11 protein-coding genes are annotated in these 20,113 nt (G+C 34.1%); 7 read left to right on the forward strand and 4 right to left on the reverse strand.

Annotation, left to right across the window (positions count from 1 at the left end; translation table 11 throughout):
- Positions 1–16: 16 nt before the first annotated feature.
- Positions 17–1,222 (reverse strand): ROK family transcriptional regulator, encoded by a 1,206-nt coding sequence (locus BM246_RS00925; RefSeq protein ID WP_175489756.1) that lies wholly within the window; start codon positions 1,220–1,222, stop codon positions 17–19.
- A 233-nt stretch (positions 1,223–1,455) separates the two neighbouring features.
- On the reverse strand, positions 1,456–3,720 hold the full coding sequence (locus BM246_RS00930; protein WP_231961790.1) for a glycoside hydrolase family 3 N-terminal domain-containing protein: 2,265 nt from the start codon (positions 3,718–3,720) through the stop codon (positions 1,456–1,458).
- A gap of 422 nt (positions 3,721–4,142) precedes the next feature.
- Here BM246_RS00930 and BM246_RS00935 point away from each other — a divergent pair, with 422 nt between their 5' ends.
- From BM246_RS00935 to BM246_RS19880, 7 genes are all read left to right on the forward strand, one after another.
- Positions 4,143–5,522 (forward strand): Gfo/Idh/MocA family protein, encoded by a 1,380-nt coding sequence (locus BM246_RS00935; protein WP_083415663.1) that lies wholly within the window; start codon positions 4,143–4,145, stop codon positions 5,520–5,522.
- A 230-nt stretch (positions 5,523–5,752) separates the two neighbouring features.
- Positions 5,753–7,591, forward strand: coding sequence for a Xaa-Pro dipeptidyl-peptidase (locus BM246_RS00940; RefSeq protein ID WP_074935424.1), 1,839 nt, complete (start codon positions 5,753–5,755; stop codon positions 7,589–7,591).
- A gap of 187 nt (positions 7,592–7,778) precedes the next feature.
- The gene (locus BM246_RS00945) at positions 7,779–10,097 is read left to right on the forward strand and encodes an alpha-L-rhamnosidase-related protein (protein ID WP_074935425.1); all 2,319 of its coding nucleotides are present in this window, start codon (positions 7,779–7,781) and stop codon (positions 10,095–10,097) included.
- A 58-nt stretch (positions 10,098–10,155) separates the two neighbouring features.
- A complete protein-coding gene (locus BM246_RS00950) occupies positions 10,156–12,120 on the forward strand; it encodes a glycoside hydrolase family 97 protein (protein WP_074935749.1) in 1,965 nt (654 codons plus the stop codon).
- Positions 12,121–12,477: 357 nt separating this feature from the next.
- Positions 12,478–14,964, forward strand: coding sequence for a M60 family peptidase N-terminal accessory domain-containing protein (locus tag BM246_RS00955; RefSeq protein WP_074935426.1), 2,487 nt, complete (start codon positions 12,478–12,480; stop codon positions 14,962–14,964).
- 330 nt (positions 14,965–15,294) lie between these two features.
- Complete coding sequence (locus BM246_RS00960) at positions 15,295–18,594, forward strand: M60 family peptidase N-terminal accessory domain-containing protein (protein ID WP_074935427.1); 3,300 nt, start codon at positions 15,295–15,297, stop codon at positions 18,592–18,594.
- 223 nt (positions 18,595–18,817) lie between these two features.
- Positions 18,818–18,973 (forward strand): hypothetical protein, encoded by a 156-nt coding sequence (locus BM246_RS19880; protein WP_175489757.1) that lies wholly within the window; start codon positions 18,818–18,820, stop codon positions 18,971–18,973.
- On the opposite strand, the gene BM246_RS00965 is transcribed toward BM246_RS19880, so the two are convergent.
- Positions 18,962–19,378 (reverse strand): hypothetical protein, encoded by a 417-nt coding sequence (locus BM246_RS00965; RefSeq protein WP_074935428.1) that lies wholly within the window; start codon positions 19,376–19,378, stop codon positions 18,962–18,964. The two genes, BM246_RS19880 and BM246_RS00965, sit on opposite strands and share 12 nt — an antisense overlap.
- A gap of 285 nt (positions 19,379–19,663) precedes the next feature.
- Positions 19,664–19,840 (reverse strand): hypothetical protein, encoded by a 177-nt coding sequence (locus BM246_RS19885; protein ID WP_175489758.1) that lies wholly within the window; start codon positions 19,838–19,840, stop codon positions 19,664–19,666.
- Positions 19,841–20,113 lie beyond the last annotated feature (273 nt).

The following is a 20,113-nucleotide window of genomic DNA, read 5'->3' on the forward strand; positions in this document are numbered from 1 at the left end:
AATAATTTATTCTTTTCTAAACACCCGTTAATTCTAGATTTAATATTTTTTCCAAAACCAATGACACTGCTCCAATTGAAGTTGCTTGATCCCCATGTGTACAAGGAAGTATCTTTACTTTGGTATTTGCATCCAACAAGTATTTATCTTTTTTCTTTTCTATTAAATCAAATAGCAATCTCCCATTTAGAGAAATTCCACCACCAACATATACCGTTTCTGGATTTAACAAGTTAGCTATGGTTCCTATTCCTTTACATAAATATTCCGCTACTTCGTCATAAATTTTAATTGAAGTAACATCACCTTTACTTACTGCTTCCGCCACTAACTCTGCAGTAATTAAACTTTCATTATTAGCACTCAATTCTTTTAATATCTCCGAAGTATTATTTAGTAATGCTTCCCTACCTAACGAAGCGATTCTATGACCAGATGCTAAAGCTTCCAAACATCCATACATACCACATTTGCATTGCACTTCGCTATCTGTATCTACAGAAATATGACCAAGTTCTCCTGCAAAACCAGAATAACCCTTAAGAAGATTACCTTCTACAACCAAACCGGAAGCGATACCGTAACCTATATTTATTACTGCAAAATTTTTCTGATTCTCCTTAGCTCCCATTTTCAATTCGCCCAATGCCATAAGGCGGGTTGAATTATCATAGAAAAAAGGTAAATCCAAATGTTTTTCTAATTCTTTTCTTAGATCAACATGAGACCAACCAAAATCAGGAGAAGACTCTATAATACCAGTTTCACTATTAACCAAACCAGCTACACCAATACCAATACCCCAAATTTTAGAATTTGGCTCTTTTCTTTTTTGAAGTTTTTTTATTACTTTAATTACCTTATCAACAATAGAACTAAATCCTTTATTTAATTCTGTTGGTACTTGAATTTCAGAAATAAAATTAGCATTAAGATCCACCATACATCCTCTAATATAAGTAGCCCCTAAATCAATCCCTACTATGTAATTATTATCATTTTTAAATTTAACAATTACTGGAGGTCTTCCTCCACTAGAGTTACCAACCCCAAGACTTTCTACTAAACCATCAACATGTATCAACTCGTCTACTATTCTCGTAATAGACGGCGGGGTTAAACCCGATTTTTTAGCTAAATCTGATCGGCTTATTTGACCATTGTGATTAATTAACTCTAGGACAACTTTCTTATTAACTAAATGTAACAAGCCTACGTCCATTTTTGCATACTCCTTTTTCATATCACTCAAAATTTGTGGGTTCAAAGATATTAAAATAACTTTCTAATATCATTAGTATAATGTACGAAAAATCCTTTTACATTAAAACAAAATAAATACTTTTTATATTAATTTTAAAAAGATAACAATATATTAACTATAAAATATAAATACTTGTTTTGTTTGTCGAAAAAAAACAAATTCCCTACTTCCAACTCCAATTATTCCCCAAACTATTTATTTAATTCAAACTTACCTGTTACACCTTGACTAGAAGAAGTTCCTACCATTATAGTATAAGCACCTTTCTCTAATACTTTTTCTATATGAACACCAGTAAACTCTAACATTTTTGGTGTAATAACAAAACGTACGGTTTTTGTTTCACCGCCTTTAATTAAAACCTTCTCAAAAGCCTTAAGCTCTTTATTTGGGCGCATTACAGACCCAACCTCGTCCTTAATATATAACTGAACAACCTCTTTTGCTAAAATAGCACTGGTATTCTTTACATCAACACGAACTTCAATTTCAGTTTCTGGCGTAATAACCTCTGAAGATAATTTTAAATTAGCATACTCAAAATTAGCATAACTCAATCCAAAACCAAAAGGATACAATGGCCCTTTTTCCATAAAGAGATACTCTTTCTTATTATTTATTTCTTTACCACTATAATGAAAAGGTAATTGACCGATAGACCTAGGCACAGTAACTGGTAGTTTTCCTGACGGCGACACTTCTCCAAAAATAACTTTCGCAAAAGAATTATCTCCCTTTTCACTTAAATCCCAACCATCTAACACAGCATCCGCCAACTCGGAAATTTTATTAATAGCCAACGTTCTTCTATGCTTAAGCACCACAACAATCGGCTTACCTAAAAGCTTCACCCTTTCTAAGAGTTCATCTTGCGAGCCAACAGGCTCAATAGTTGCCCGATCCCCTAGTGCACTTCCAAAAAAAGCTTCTTTAGAAGTAAATCGATCACCACCCAGAAAAAGCACAACCACATCCGACGTTTTAGCAATTTCTAAAAGTTCCTCTATCGCTAAGTCATTTCTAGGCAACAATTTCGGTGTACTTCTATTTTCGTTTGTAAGATGAAACCCTTGATTTGCCACAATCGAAACTTCCGAACCAACAACTTCCTCGAATGCTACTTTAGTCCCTGCTTCAACCAAAGGACCAAGAAGTGCTATTTTTTTCAACCCGCTCTTTTTTAGAGGTAGCAAACTAGCATCATTCTTTAATAAAATTATTGATTCTAAATCGGATTCCTGAGCTAAATTTAAAGAAGACTCCGAACGTACATTCGACGCCACCAACTTGGTATCAATATATGGGTTTTCAAAAAGACCTAAAATAAATTTAGTACGCAGCACTCTTCCCGCAGAACGATCTATCAAGGTCATCAATTCAGGTTTGGTTTTTAAGATTTCAGGCAACAAAGCATAAGCATCTTCAGAATACAAATCAACATCAATTCCAGCTTCCAATCCTAATATTGCAGCATCCTCTTTTGATTCTGCAACTTTCATAAAAGAAAAAAGACGCGCAACATCATTGGCATCAGAAACAACATACCCATCAAAACCCCATCTATCACGTAAAACTCCTGTAAGCAAAGCTTTATTCCCATGACTCGCAATACCATTCAAATCGGCATGAGACGCCATAACACCTAAAGCCTCAGCCTCTTTTACAGCAGCCTCAAAAGAAGGATAAATTTCATCTTCCAATGTTCTAGGCGATATTTCCACCGCAGCAAAATTGGTACCACCTAACACTTGGCCATAACCAGCGAAATGCTTTACCACAGCCCCAATATGCGTTCCATTACCCAAACCAACATAATCACCCTGCACACCTTTTACTGCACTAACAACCATTTGTGTTGTTAAATAGGTATCCTCTCCAAATGCTTCAGACATACGACCAAATCTAGGATCACGAACAAGGTCTGCCTCCGGAGAATGACACATATGCATACCTCTCAATCTAGCCTCCCTACCCACAACATCCCAAACGCGCTGCACCAATTCAGGATTAAACGATGCTGCAGATGCAATAGGCCTACCAAATACAGTGCACCCTTCCGCATCAACACCATTATAAGACTCTGTTACAAAAAGCCCAGGTATCCCCCAACGGTTATTTTTTATAATATATTCTTGCAATTCATTATTAAGCTTCGCAGCTTCTAACGGACTTAAACTTTCGCCAGGGTTCTTAATGCCACCAATTCCAATTCCCAGTTTACTTATGACCTTATCAGACAATTCTAAACCACCTTTACTATTTGCACGAACACCAATATTCGCATGAAATATCCGCATTTGAGCCACCTTTTCTTCTATAGACATTACAGACAAAAGGTTTTCTACCCGTTCTTCTATTGACAAAGTAACATCCTTATAAGCATGCCTTTTTTCTTGAGAAGAACCACCGTTTGAAAAAACCAAAAACACTAATAATATATTGCATTTTGTTTTCACAAATTTTAACCATTTTCCAAAGAGACCATTTATTCCCATAATAAAAATAATGTTTTATCTATTTACACAAATTAAGCTAAGACAAGAAATGACATCATATCAATTTTTTAGTCTAAATAAACCGCCTTATAGCCATGGTTCAAAAATATCAAATAAAAAGTTATTAAAATAACTTTAATAACTAAAATCACATTAAATTAAAGTTAATTATTAATAATAAGCCCTATTTCAATGTAAAATCATGTAAAAAATCAACAATAACACTTTTTTAGAGTCAAATATTTTTTTTTCAATAAAAATATTAATTAAAATTAAAAAGACTTTACAAAGTTTATTTAATTATATTAGATTTGTAACTATTCTTATTAGAAACAGAGTTAATTAAATATATTTAAAATACAAAAACTTAATAATTACTTAAAATGGAAAGAAGAGACCTATTAAAAAACCTTGGGCTTTTAGCTGGAGCAGCTATTATACCAAATGCGCTACAAGCTACTAATCTAGAAGAGCCAATTACAAGTATTAGCGAGCACTTTTTAAACCCACTAAGCCTAGACAAACCCATTACTGTTATAACTATTGGAGCGGGCGCTAGAGGAAACACTTATAGTAATTATAGCGTACATTTCCCAAACCAAATGAATATTATTGGAGTTGCGGAACCTGTAGCTGAAAGAAATAATAGATACGCAGAAAAATATAATATCATTGATGAAAACAGATTTGATACTTGGGAACGTGTATTTGAGCGACCAAAATTTGCCGATGCCGTTATCATCTCTACACCAGATCAATTACATTACGCACCTTGTATGAAGGCATTAGAAATGGGTTATGATGTTTTATTAGAAAAACCGATTTCTCCTTCAGAAGAAGAATGTTTAGATATTTTAAGGTTAGCAAAAGAAAAGAATAGAATTGTAGCTGTGTGCCACGTACTTCGATACGCCCCTTATTTTATTGAGTTAAAAAAGATGATTGATGATGGTGCAGTAGGTGAATTGGTTAGTATTGACCATTTTGAACCGATTGAACATACTCACATGGCGCATTCGTACGTTAGAGGAAACTGGCATAACTCTAAAACGAGCACCCCTATAATTTTAGCCAAATCTTGTCATGATATGGATATCATGAGATGGCTAATAAACGAGCCTTGTGAAAGTATAGCCTCTTACGGCAACGTAAAATGGTTTAAAGAAGAAAACGCACCAGAAGGAAGCACAGCAAGATGTACAGATGGTTGTGCTGTTGAATCTACATGTCCTTATTCTGCTGTAAACAACTATTATAGAAAAAGACAAAGAACGCATGTATTTGATTTACCAAAAGACAAAGAAAAACAAGGGGAATACATCATGGAAAAATTAAGAACCACCAACTACGGTAAATGTGTTTATAAATCAGACAATGATCAACCTGATCATTACGTAAGCTCTATGCAATTTAAAGATGGTATTACAGCTAATTTCTCAATGGAAGCATTTACGGCTTATCACGGAAGGCGTACACGTATCATGGGGTCTATGGGAGATATCGTTGGAGATATGGACACTTACACACACACCGATTTTAGAACAGGTAAAAAAACCGAAAGAAAAGTAGAAAGAAAAAGAGGTGGTATCTATGATAGCCATGGTGGTGGAGATTTACGTTTGGTTGCAGATTGGTTACAAGCGGTTTCTAAACAAGATGCAACCCTATTAACATCTACTATTGATGCTTCTATTGAAAGTCATGTAATGTGTTTCAAATCTGAAGAAAGTAGACTTGGTAGAAAAATGGTTGAAATCAAATAATTGATATTTAATTAAACAACACCAAAAAATATACAAGTTTTCATTTTCAAATTTAAAAGAAAACCTTTATACAATATATAATTTAAAAAACTCTGGATTGAAATCAATCCGGAGTTTATTAATTTAAATATTTATCAAAACATAAAAATCCGATTCTAAAAAGAGCTAAAACGTATGTTAGAACCATTCGGATGATCTGATAACATCAAACATTATAAGATAAAGACATCATGAAAAAACTGAGTAAATTATCCCTTTTTTCGTTAATACTAATAGCATCCATTACCTCTGCGAACGCACAAACTACAGAAAAATCTGTTCCAGTTTTTAAAAATGGAGAAGCTCAAATTGTCCCAGGATTTGACGCCCCTAAAGATTGGATTAGACACGACCTTTGGGTTGAAACAGAATTTGATACCGACGGCGACAATAAACTAGACAGAGTACACGTAGCGGTTACAAGACCAATACAAACCGATACGGAAGGCCTTAAATTACCAATTATTTATGTTTCTAGCCCATATTTTGCTGGAACTGCCGAAAACACGCCTGCGTTATTTTGGAATGTTAATCATGAATTGGGTGAAATGGGAAAACCGCGTACACATACACCCGTTAATAGAAAAGGAAAACGACCAATTATTTCAAATTCACATATTAGAAAATGGGTACCACGAGGTTATATTGTAGTACACTCATCATCTCCAGGAACAGGACTTTCTCAAGGATCCCCAACTATTGGAGGCGATAACGAATCTTTAGCACCTAAAGCTGTTATTGATTGGTTGTGCGGACGCATACCTGGTTACGAATCTCCATATGGAGATAAAAAAGTTCATGCATATTGGTCTACCGGTGTCGTTGGAATGACAGGTACATCATACAACGGAACCATTCCTTTAGCTGCCGCAACAACAGGTGTAGAAGGTCTTAAAGCTATTATTCCAATCGCCCCTAACACGTCATATTATCACTACTACAGATCTAATGGATTAGTAAGATCTCCAGGTGGTTATTTAGGAGAAGATATTGATGTGCTTTTCGATTTTGTCCATAGTGGAGACGAATCCAAACGCGCTTACAATAGTGCCACAGTCAGAGACAAAGAAATGATGAACGGCATGGATAGAATTACTGGCGATTATAACGACTTTTGGGCTGGACGAGATTATATTAATGACATGAAACCTATGAAAGCGGCTTTATTGATGTCGCACGGGTTTAATGACTGGAATGTTATGCCAGAGCATAGCTATAGAATCTACAATAAAGCTAGAGAAATGGGGATCCCTTCTCAAATCTACTACCACCAAAATGGACACGGAGGACCACCACCATTAACCTTAATGAATAGATGGTTTACACACTATTTACATGGTATTGAAAATGGTGTAGAAAATGATCCCCGTGCATGGATAGTTCGTGAAAACGATGACAAAGAAAACCCAACACCTTATACTGATTATCCAAATCCTGACGCTTCTCCAATAACCCTACACCTAAACGCTGGTGCTCCAAAAATTGGACAATTAAGTATCGCTAAACCAGATAATCAAGGCACAGAAACTTTAGTAGATAATTATTCTTTTGATGGATCCTCACTAGCTAGTGCTGAAGAAACGGAACACCGTTTATTATACGTTACTCCTATTTTTAAAGAAAACGTTCATCTTTCTGGAATTCCAAAAATAACTATAAATGTTTCTAGTAGTAAAGCTGCCGCCAACCTTTCGGTTTGGTTAGTATCTCTACCTTGGGATCAACATAAAACGACTAAAATAACCGACAATATTATAACACGCGGTTGGGCAGATCCACAGAATTACAAATCGATACGCAAAAGTGAACCATTAAAAAAAGGTAAGTTTTACCAAGTATCTTTTGATTTAATACCAGATGATCAAATTATTGAAAAAGGCCAACAAATTGGTTTAATGATTTTCTCAAGTGATAAGGAATACACCTTACACCCAAAACCTGGAACTGAATTAACAATCGATTTAGACAAAACAACGCTAGAATTACCTATTGTTGGAGGTCTTAAATCATTTAATAATGCTGTAAAATAATATTTGTAGTTTTTTAAAGACACATCATTAAAATCCAGTATTTTTTTAAATTTATCATATAATTTTAAAAGTACTGGATTTTTATTTTTCAGCTAAACAAAAAGACTTTTAAGAACCAAATACTGCAGATTAAACGAAACGATATTCGAAAAAAATCAAAGCACAACCCTCAACTTGACATGGCTCTATGAAAAAACGACTGCTCTTTATTTTTATAATATTTTACGTATTCCACGCAACAGCTCAAAACGATTGGCAAGCCAATTGGATTACCGATGCTAGCGCTAAAAATGAAGTAAATTCCTGGTATAGTTTTCGAAAAGATTTTTCACTTAAAAAAGTGCCTCAAGAGGCTTTAACTCAAATTGCAATTGACAGTAAATATTGGCTTTGGATAAATGGAGAACTCGTTGTTTTTGAAGGCGGACTAAAACGTGGCCCTACCCCAAAAAACACATATTATGATGAAATAGATATTTCTAAATATCTAAAAAAAGGCGAAAACAATATTTCTGTTTTAGGTTGGTTTTTTGGCAAAGAGGGATTCTCACATAAAAATAGTGGTCAGTTTGGCTTCCTATTCCAATGTATTTCACCAGGCATAAACATCATTAGTGATAGCTCCTGGAAAGTAACACAAAACACAGCTTACGAAAGCTGCCCAGAACCACTTCCTAATTTTCGATTACCAGAATCTAGCATACGCTATAATGCACAAAAAGATATTGGGAATTGGCAAAGCCCCAACTACAAAACAAACCACTGGAAGCAAGCCAAAATAATAGGCAAGCCACCAATGGCACCATGGAATAACTTAGTACTTAGACCAATTCCTCAATGGAAAGATTCAAAATTAAAACCGTATATAAAAGCACCGCAATTCCCTATTCAGTTCGATAGAGACACCACTATTATATGCACCTTACCATCTAATATTCAAATCACGCCCTATCTCAAGATTGAAACCCAAGATGCAGGTAAATTAATCGAAATAAAAACTGAAAACTTTATGGGTGGCGGATCTCCCAATGTATATGCGCAATATATATCCAATAAAGGAATTCAGGAATATGAAAGCTATGGTTGGATGAATGGCCAAACGGTAGAATATAAAATTCCCGCAGGTGTAAAAGTGCTAGACCTTAAATATAGAGAAACAGGTTACGATACCGAATTTGCTGGAAGCTTTAGCAGTTCGGACCCTTTTTTAAATAAAATCTGGAAAAAATCCTTACGCACGCTCTACGTAACCATGCGTGATACTTACATGGATTGTCCAGATCGTGAACGCGCACAATGGTGGGGAGACGCAGTTAATGAAGGCGGAGAGGCGTTTTACGCACTAGACACCAATAGCCATGCTTTGTTAAAAAAAGGTATGTACGAATTAATTAATTGGCAAAGAGCAGACAGCACATTGTTCTCCCCGGTTCCCGCAGGAAATTGGAGTAAAGAACTCCCCGTACAAATGCTTGCTAGTGTTGGCTACTACGGCTTTTGGAACTACTACCTAAACACCGGTGACAAGCAGTCCATGCAAGATTTATATCAAGGCGTACGAAAGTATTTAAAAATATGGCAAACACATGACGATGGCTCCATAGTATTCCGAAAAGGCGATTGGTCTTGGGGGGATTGGGGTAGAAATAAAGACATGAAACTTATTACTAATGGCTTTTATTACCTCGCCTTAAAAGGCGCTTTAAACATGGCTAAATCACTTAATAAAACCGAAGATATTGCTGAGTACAACGCCGCTATGGTACGTATAAAAAAGGTTTACAACACTAAATATTGGACAGGTAAAGCCTATCGTCATCCTCTTTATAAAGGAAAAACGGATGACCGATCTCAAGCCCTTGCCATTGTTGCAGGTATTGCAGATCTAGAAAAACACCCTGCTTTATTAGAAACCTTTAAAACCGAAGAACATGCTAGTCCATATATGGAGAAATATGTTTTAGAAGCTTTATTTCAAATGGGCTATGTAGATTACGGGATTACCAGAATGAAAAAACGATTTGGCGACATGGTAAATCACCCAGACTACACGACCCTTTTCGAAGGTTGGGGCATTGGAGAAGAAGGTTTTGGAGGCGGTACAACCAATCATGCTTGGAGCGGTGGAGCCTTAACGATACTATCACAATATTTATGTGGTATAGAACCTGTTAAACCCGGATATACTGTTTTTCAAATTATTCCCAACCCTGGATCGGTAAAATCAGCTTCAGCAGAAATTCAATCTGTAAAAGGTATCATTAAAAGCAATTATGAAAATTCCGAAAAACTTTTCACACTAAATGTATCTATTCCAAAAGGAACAGAAGCTATAGTAGGAATCCCATCAAGCAACACACAGCTTATAAAAATAAATAATAACACCATTTGGAACCGCGGTAAACATATAAAAAACAAGCATGTATTAAAATATCTTGGCGCTGTAGATAACCATATTTTATTTCGAATAAACGAAGGAGACTACACTTTAAAAGCTAATAAATAACGTTATGTTTTATACCACCAACACCATAAAAACTAAACAAATTAAAACCCCAATTAAGATGAAAAAAATAGTGCTCGTGCTTATTATGTTTTTGATAATTCATCAAACATATTCACAAGATTACACCATAAAATCGCCTAACGAAACCATACAGCTTCACCTTAAAGTAGACAAAGACATCTCTTGGACGGCTTCATTAAAAGGCCACACCATTATTAAAGATGTTAAAATAGGTATGGATTTCACTTCAGGTGAAAATTTTGGTACAAATGCCCAAGTCAAAGCGCATGCTACTAAAAAAACCACTTCAATGATTTATCCTGGGGTACCTCATAAAGATGCCGAAATTAAAGATGAATACACACAATTAGTGCTTACATTCAAAGGAAAGTACCAACTAGAAATCCGCGCTTACAATGATGGTGTTGCATATCAATTTACAGATAAAAACAAAAGAAACCGCAACGTTAAGGCAGAGACATTAAACATTACTTTTCCTGAAGATGCCACTTCCTTTTTCCCAAAAGAAAACTCCATGTACTCTCACAATGAGCGTTTATATTTAAACAAAGTGGTCGCAGAAATACCAGCTACCGAATTTTGTAGCTTACCCGTAGTTTTTAATACAGATACAGCAAAAGTATTATTCACAGAAACCGCGCTTCACGATTATCCTGGAATGTTTTTAAAAGGCAATGGGAATTCAACAGTAAACGCTATTTTTCCAAAATTTGTTCTTGAAGCTGTAGATCATAAAATGGAGCCAGACCGTAACCAAACCATCAATAAAGAAGCCGATTTTATAGCAAAAGCATCGGATAATAAAACATACCCTTGGAGGGTTTTTATAATTAGTGATGATGATCGCACCTTTATAGAAAGCAATCTAACCTATCAATTAGCAAAACCACAAGCTATAGAAAATACCGACTGGATTAAACCTGGTAAAGTGGCATGGGATTGGTATAATGCGAACAACATTTATGGTGTAGATTTTAAATCCGGACTAAATACTGCTACCTATAAATATTATATCGATTTTGCTTCGTCTAATAAAATAGAATACATAATACTGGATGAAGGTTGGACTAAATCTACCACAGAAATTCTCGATTATAGTCCAAATATTGACGTACCAGAATTAATTAGATACGGCAAAGAAAAAGGTGTAGATATTATTCTTTGGACACTTTGGAAACCACTTGACGCTAACCTTACTACTATTTTAGACAAATACAAAAGTTGGGGAGCAAAGGGTATTAAAGTGGATTTTATGCAGCGTAATGACCAATATATGGTAAATTCATACGAGCAAATAGCCATGGAATGTGCTAAACGCGAATTATTAGTAGATTTTCATGGTTCATTTAAACCTTCTGGCTTAAGACGCCAATACCCAAACGTTATTAATTACGAAGGTGTAAAAGGTAGCGAAAACAACAAATGGAGTAAAGATGTTACCCCAGAACATAATGTAACCATTCCTTTTATTAGAATGGCAGCAGGCCCAATGGATTATACTCCTGGCGCTATGAGCAACGGGCAACGAGCAAATTATATAGTAAAAGGAAAACGCCCAATGAGTATGGGAACCCGTGCTCACCAAGTGGCTATGTATGTTGTTTATGAAGCCCCTTTACAAATGCTTTGCGATTCGCCATCCCGTTATTATAAAGAACAAGAAACGGTAGATTTTATTACACAAATTCCAACCATTTGGGATGAAACTATCGTATTGCACGGCGCCATAGGTGACTATATTGCTGTAGCCCGAAGAAAAGATAACACTTGGTACATTGGAGCTATGACAGATTGGTCTCCGAGAGCCTTGGAATTAGATCTCGCGTTTTTAAAAGCAGGAAACTATAACATGGAAATATTTAAAGATGGAGTAAACGCAAACCGCTTTGCAGAAGACTATAAAAAGGACCTAATAGAAGTGAATTCGAATTCAAAAATTAAAGCAAAAATGGCTCCAGGCGGTGGTTGGTCAGCAATAATAACCATTAAAAAACAGGATTAATTAAATACCTATATTTCTAAATTATTAACTACATATTTTCAGTAATTCCTTTTTACAAAAAAGAAATTACTAAATCTAAATAACAAAAACCCAACACATACAAACAGTGAAATAGCCGGGAATTGGTAGGTCTCTTTTCATTATTATTTTTTTCTTGTGGGTTTTAAATGACAACTGAACACTTTTATCATATCATTTTGTTTAAATAGTATGATTTTTGGCTAATAAGTTGCACATATCTTTCATACTACAATTTTAACTTTGTAATTAAAATAGAACCAGAAAGCTGTTTTTAATAATCACTAGCTTTTCTTAAGTTCTAAACTTTTAAAATAATTCCTAAACAATTACTTAATCATGCAAAAAAAAATAAGGGTTAAACATTTTATACTATTGCTCTTGCTTGCAATATCTTCATCATCTATCGCCACTAATAATTTGTTATCAGTAGGATCTACTTCAACAAACATTAAGTCTAGCGAAACAAATAAAGCCAAAGCATTATTAGCACAATTAAAGAAAGTAAAAAAACACCTTTCTAATAAGTCTGTATTATCAACTACCGAACTAGAAACAGTAGGCCAAGCTATTAAAGCTGACGACTTATTATTTGCAGACCATTTTGATGTTATTGAAAGTGCATTAGATATAATTGATTTATATGAATCTAAACATGGTGGTTTATTTACAAAAGGCACCAAATCTATGGGAGGCTATAGCAGAACAGCAGCTGGCTTTGAACTTGAAAATGTAATGCTTGTTATTATGCAAGCTGTTATAGACAACTCTTATACAGAAGCAAACTTAACAACCTATCCAAAACTCTTTAAAAACAGATTATTCAAAACCTCTTCATATTTCCCTGGAGCAGTAGCACAACCTGCTGATGCTTCTCAAAGCTACACCATTAAAATTAATGGAACACACCTAAAAAAACCTGGCACACCAGCTAATTACGAAACCGAAGATGCTAGACGACCAACAGGTTGTTATTTAGCACCGGGAAGCGTTGCAAAAGTAACCGTTCCATCATCACTAGTTGGTATTGGAGCATCTATATTAGTAGGCGCACACACTTGGGACTTAACAAAGAAAAAAGACATTAAACGTATAGATCGTGTTACAACAAAGTACGCCATAAATAACACCACCATAACCATTGCAAACCCACTAGGTGGAGGTGTTTATATAAACGTTCCTTTCCAAAAAGATTTAGGCATTCTAAACATTACATTAGAAAATGTTGTTCGATCGCCTTACTATGCAAGAACAGTTGCAAACCAAACCAGCTTAAGTGATTGGAAAAATATTGAAAGATTACACGATGCCCCTTGGACGGATATTGAAACCGATAAGGTTATGATGCAAGTACCAACTTCTTGGATCTATAATTTTGATGGCATTGAAACAACCATGGACGATTGGGATATGGCTATGGATGCGATTTCAACACTTTTAGGACGACCAACTACACGATCTAAAACAACCATTTACATGCAAGTGGATATCATAAAAAGAGGAAAAGCTAACTTCCCTGGATACCCACAATCTAACGTGTCTTACGATCCGTACAAAGACTACAAAGGTTACCACAGTAGTTATTTAACAGATGGACCAAGAGACCAACGCGGTTATTTAACCAACGTATTATTTCACGAACAAGGACACGCCGAAAAAATATATAAGTTTAAAGGTGAAATTGAATCTATGATTAATTTCCTTTGGGTAGCTGTACATAACAAAAAATATGGTGTAGAGTTAAACAAAGCTTTTGAAGAATCTTTTAATGGCTATGGCATATCGCATTCTATTGAAGAAGCTGCCATAAGCTGGATGATTACCGAAAACTTTAGATCTGGAAATACCATGAGTTCTAAAACAAGAGAAATGCGTCAAGAGTTTTCATACCAACCTAGAGGCCATGCAAAATATGCCGATTTAGTACGTCTTTTTGATTGGAAAGCTATTGAGGACTTTTATGCCAACACAAGCAAAATGTATGACAGAGGAGAGATAAATTTTTCTGAACCAAACCGTGTAAACGAAGTTCCTACAGACGACAGAATTTTAAGAATGTCTCAAGCAGCTGGTTACGATTTACGTCCGCTTATTCACTTTTGGGGTATTCACCCAATAGACTTTAAAAACTTAGAAGCTGATATTAAAAAGAACGATTTAAAAAAATCTACAGCTATTTACGATCAATTATCTTTCTACAAAACTATAGTACCAAAAGATAACGAAGCTTTTAGAGCTTTTGGCCTAGAAGATTTTAAATCTGAAAAAATAAAAAATGCTACGTTTTACGATCATGCCTCACAGAGTTACTATCAAGGTTTCTTAAAAAAATGGTGGAATGATTACAATACACCAGAAGCAGAGAAAACAGTTAACCAAATACAAACTATAATAGACTTGTATTTCCCTAATGGTAGACCGGAAGAAGATAATACATCTTGTGAGCAAATTGCTCCTGTTTCCGTAAAAGCAAGCACAGCTTTAAATCCTGAAAACACTTTAGATAACAATCCTAAAACATCATGGAAAGCACAAGGAAATGATGCTTACTTAATTTATGACTTAGGAGCTATTTATGATATTTGCGACTTAGAGATTAAGTTTGAAAACAAAAAGGATCAGTTCAATTATTTCGATATACAGGTTTCCAGAGAAAACAAAACGTATATGGAAGTGAAACAAGGTTTATCTAGTAGTAAAACAAAAAAGGATTTTGATAACTATTCCATTTCTAGAAAAGCACGCTATATTAAAATTATAGGTCGTGGAAATGAAACCGACGATTGGAATAGTATTAGCGATGTAAAATTCTATGTTCAAAAATAAATAGTAACCCAAAATAATTTAACCCACATTTTCAATGTGTAGTTCTAATTAATTTATACAGATTATTGTAGAACTAAAAACAAGCTAAAAGCCTACACAATAACTTTATTGTATAGGCTTTTTTTTGATTTACAAAGCCCTTTATCAATGCATTCTCATAGAAATTAAAAATAGAATTTTATCAAGATAGTATCATATCACGCTAATAAGGTGTAATATTTTCTTACTTAAAAAACATAATATTGTATAAATAAACACTTTAGCAGTTAATATTTCAAAAAGAACCTTTCTTTATCGAAGTTGCAACCGCACTAAAATAACTTTTAAATTATGAAAAAAAAACTACGATTTAAACAACTTTTAACATGGCTATTATGTGCAATAACAGCACCATCAGCTTTTGCTCAAGACCTGTTTTTCGAGCAATCTAACGGAACTGCAACTACCTTTGGACAAATAGATGCATATCAACAATCGAGTTCTTCGTTACTAGAAAATATTGTTACAAACTCTACTTTTAATAAAATTGAAGACTGGGAATTATTAGCATTAGATGGTACTAATTATTATTACCAGATTACAAATGCTACATCTATTAATTATGGGCAGATTGATATTTGGGATAGCAGCACTGGAATTAGATCTAATTATGGTAATTTAAATAATATTTTTTCTGATCCTGAAAACTGGATATTGGGTGGTGCAGATAATGAGATTCTATACTTTAGCTCTGCAGTTGAAAACAGTGAAATTGTATCTTGGGATGGATCAACAATAAGCCATTTTGCTGTTTTAAAAGATGTTGTAGTTTACCCTCAATACTGGAAATTTGCAGCATTTCATGATGGTGTTATGTATATTGAATGGACATACCCATCAAACTTTTCTACATCTATAAAAACATGGAATGGAACTAAATCTGTAGGAACATACGATAATACAAAGTATTATGCAGCATACGATGATGCCTATTTATTTGGAGTAAGCACCTATATTGTAACCGATAACACTGTCATGTTATCTGAATTAAATAAGGTAAAAAATCACCTTTTAGGCACAGCAACTTTATCGGCTTCCGAATTGGAAGCCTCAGGAAAAGCTATTAATATTGATAACCTTTTATTTATAGACAATCCTGATGTTATCGCATTAGGTTTAGAAATCATTGCTCTATACGAATCTAACCATGGGGGTTTATTTACTCTTGGTTCTACAACAAAGGGCGGATATAATAGAAGCGCATCTGGTTATGAGTTAGAAAACACAATACTTGTAATTATGCAGTCGGTTTTAGATCATTCATACACCACAGATAATCTAGCAGCCTACCCGCATCTATTCAACAATATTTTATTTAAAACATCTGAATATTTCCCTGGTTCGGTTGCACAACCAACTGATCCTACAGAGAGTTTCACTATTCAAATTAACGGAACACATGTAAGAAAACCAGGTACACAAGCTAATTATGAAACTGAAGATGCTAGACGCCCTACAGGAACTTATTTAGCACCAGGAAGTGTAGCAGAAGTAACTGTACCTTCGTCTTTAGTTGGTATAGGAGCCTCTATATTAGTAGGTGCACATACTTGGGATTTAACCAAGAAAACAACCATTAAAAGAATGGACCGCGTAACAACAAAGTACGAGATAAATAGTACAACTGTTACCATAGCCAATCCTTTAGGTGGTGGTATATACATAAACGTACCTTACCAAAAAGATTTAGGTATCGTTGATATCACATTAAAAAACGTAGTGCGTTCTCCATATTACGCAAGAACAGCAGCAAACACAACAAGCCTAACAGACTGGAAAAACACAGAACGTTTACGTGATGTGCCATGGACAGATATTGAAACCGATAAAGTAATGATGCAAGTACCAACGTCTTGGGTTTCTGCTTATGATAGTCTTGAAACTACAATGGACGATTGGGATATGTCTATGGATGCCATTTCTGAACTTTTAGGGCGACCGCTTCTTAGATCTAAAACGGTAATCTACATGCAAGTAGATGTTATAAAAAGAGGTACGGCAAACTTTCCTGGATACCCACAATCTAACGTATCTTATAACCCTTTCACCAATTACGGAGGGTATTACAATAACTATTTAATTAATGGCCCACGAAATGCTAGAGGCTATTTAGCAAATGTATTTTTCCACGAACAAGGACATGCTGAAAAAATGTACAAGTTTCCGGGAGAAATTGAATCTATGGTAAACTTCCTTTGGGTTGCCGTATATAACAAAAAGTTTGGAATAGAATTAAATAAAGCTTTTGAAGAATCATTTAATGGTTATGGATTGAACCATACGCTTGAAGAAGCTGCTATTAGCTGGATGATTGCTGAAAATTTTAGATTAGGAAATGAAATGAGCAAACAAACAGGTCAATATCGCCAAGAATTTTCTTATCAACCAAGAGGACACGGTAAATACGCTGATATTGTTAGGCTTTTTGATTGGAAAGCTTTAGAATCTCATTATGAGAACCTAAGTGAAAGTTATGAGAATGGCGAAATAAATTATGATAGTGATGTGAATAACGTTCCAACAGATGACCGCTTGTTAAGAATGTCACAAGCAGCAGGTTACGATTTACGACCACTCATTCATTTTTGGGGGGTTCATCCTGATGATTTCAATAGTTTAGAAACAGAAATTCAAAATAGTGATGTAAAGAAATCTACAGCTATTTACGATCAATTATCGTATTATAAAACCATAGTACCTATGGATAATACAGCCTTCAGAAATTTTGGCTTAGAAGACTATTCTGAAAGTAAAATAACAAACAGTAGTTCTGTAAACCACGGTAATGTTGCACAAAGTTACTATGAGGTCTTCCTTAATAAGTTTTGGAATAGCTATAGCAATACAGAATCACAAGCTATAATAAATCAAATACAAACCATTATAGACTTATACTTCCCTAATGGTAGACCTGAAGAAAATAATACATCTTGTTTAGAGGTTACGCCTGTATCAGTTGTAGCAAGTTCATCTGCTAGTCCGGAGAATACATTAGATGATAACCCTACAACAGTATGGACAGCTATGGGTGATGGAGAATATTTACTTTATGACTTAGGAGAGCTTTATGAACTTTGCGATTTAGAGATAAACTTTGAAAACGGATTAACAAGATTTGATTATTTCGATATCCAAGTTTCTAGAGATAACCAAACATATTTGGAGGTCATGCAAGATTTATCAAGTAGCAAAACTACGGGATCTTATGACACTTATTCCGTTTCCAGAAAAGCACGTTATATTAAAATTATAGGCCGTGGAAATGAAACTAATGATTGGAACAGTATTAGTGATGTAAAATTCTATTTCAAACTACAAGAAAGTCTTTCTGTTGATGACAATAAACTAGCTAATTCAAATAACATTTTATTAACCCCAGTTCCTGCTAAAAACATTTTAAACATTAGCGGTGTTTCTCTAGACAATACAGCTGTGGAAGTTTATAATATAAGTGGCGTTCTAGTAGAATCTACAGTTATTAATTCCGCTTCGTCTTCCATTGATACATCAAGCTTACCAACAGGTATTTATTTTCTAAAAATGAATGTATCAAACAACACTGTCGTTAAAAAGTTTGTTATTATGAAATAATATTTCAATGTTCCCCTCAACTAATCGACATCGATTAGTTAAGGATAAAATTAGCCTTATAAACGATATCGTTTATAAGGCTGACACCAAAGAAATTTGGTGTATTTAAAAATCTCAGATCATATTTTGATCTGAGATTTTTTTTATTTTAAATTTTATAGTTTTATTTCTTTTAAAACACTTTATAATTAACCTAATAAAAATGAAAAATTAAAGCTATTTTATGAAGCCACCCCCCATCGCTTTTATTGCCAAACAAGCTGGTGGAAAAGCAACGAGTGAATCTAAGCGTATTTTGGATATTATTCCTATAGAAATTCCTCAATATATTCCATTTCTCTGTGGCAGTGCAGAAGTGGTTAAGAAACTAACACATTAAATCTTTAATCAAAAAAATTACTTTCTGTTTAAAGTTTAGCTTGTAATAATGCCTAATTTTATTTGATATAGAAAAAGGTGTGATTTTAAGAACACAAGCAATTTGATTATTCCTTTCGAGTATGGTTGTAAAATCTTTTTGGATAACTCTATCTAGTACATCACTAATATCTTTTAATCTCAAAAACAAACTTCCATCTAGATTTATCCTTTCGTTTAAATTGAAAGGTTCTTCTGAAATAGTCTTTTCAATATTCTTAAACTCTGGATTTTCTTCTTGTTTTAACTTAACTCGAAATTGATAGAGTGATTCGTGAATATTTATAGGTTGGTGGTAACTGACTATTTCTAATGGTTGAGAATTTTTATTAAGAATGAGTTGTTGAGCTTCAATCCATTTATCCAAATTTCTTGCTGATTTTCAATTTCTGATTTTGGCGATATTTCAAGATTACAAAACCTACCATATAATTCATTTAATTCTCTATTTGGGAAATTAGATAGTTTGAAATCTATTAGTTTTATTTTACAGGTTTGGACTATTGTATATTCTTCTGAATTTAGTCATTGAATTTCAGATATTACATTTTTCGATTTTTGATTAATTATTGCGTTATAGTCAAAAGTTTGCTCTTGCCATTCAAAAATAAATTCTATTTACTTTTTTTCAACGTGAAAAACTACTTTGTGTTCATCCTCTCTTTTTTTGAAAGAAACATTTTATTGTTTTATTGTCAATCCATCTTTTTATTTCCTCAAAACTTCCTTTGTTTTGTTTATCAAGCGTATTTACTGATTTATTTTCGAATCCTATTATCAGTTCTATAGGTTCGTCACCAAAAATATCTTCATTATTATGGTATGCCATTAATCTCTTTTTATAAATGCTTTAATTGTTTATCTTCAATTACCACATCATTAATATTTATTTTATAACATTTACAGCAAAAACTCCCTTGAAACATACTATAGTTTCCGTAGTTTATATATTCTGTCATTACGCTTAATTTGATTTTTAAATAAAAACCAAATTAACAGATTTGGCTTACAAACAATAATTAAACATCATTATTCATGTATTTAATCGTTCATTTAAACATTTGAGCGGTTTTTATAAGTTATCAAACTTATAGTTTTCGTA

The organism is Algibacter lectus (assembly GCF_900112395.1).
Taxonomy (GTDB): domain Bacteria; phylum Bacteroidota; class Bacteroidia; order Flavobacteriales; family Flavobacteriaceae; genus Algibacter; species Algibacter lectus.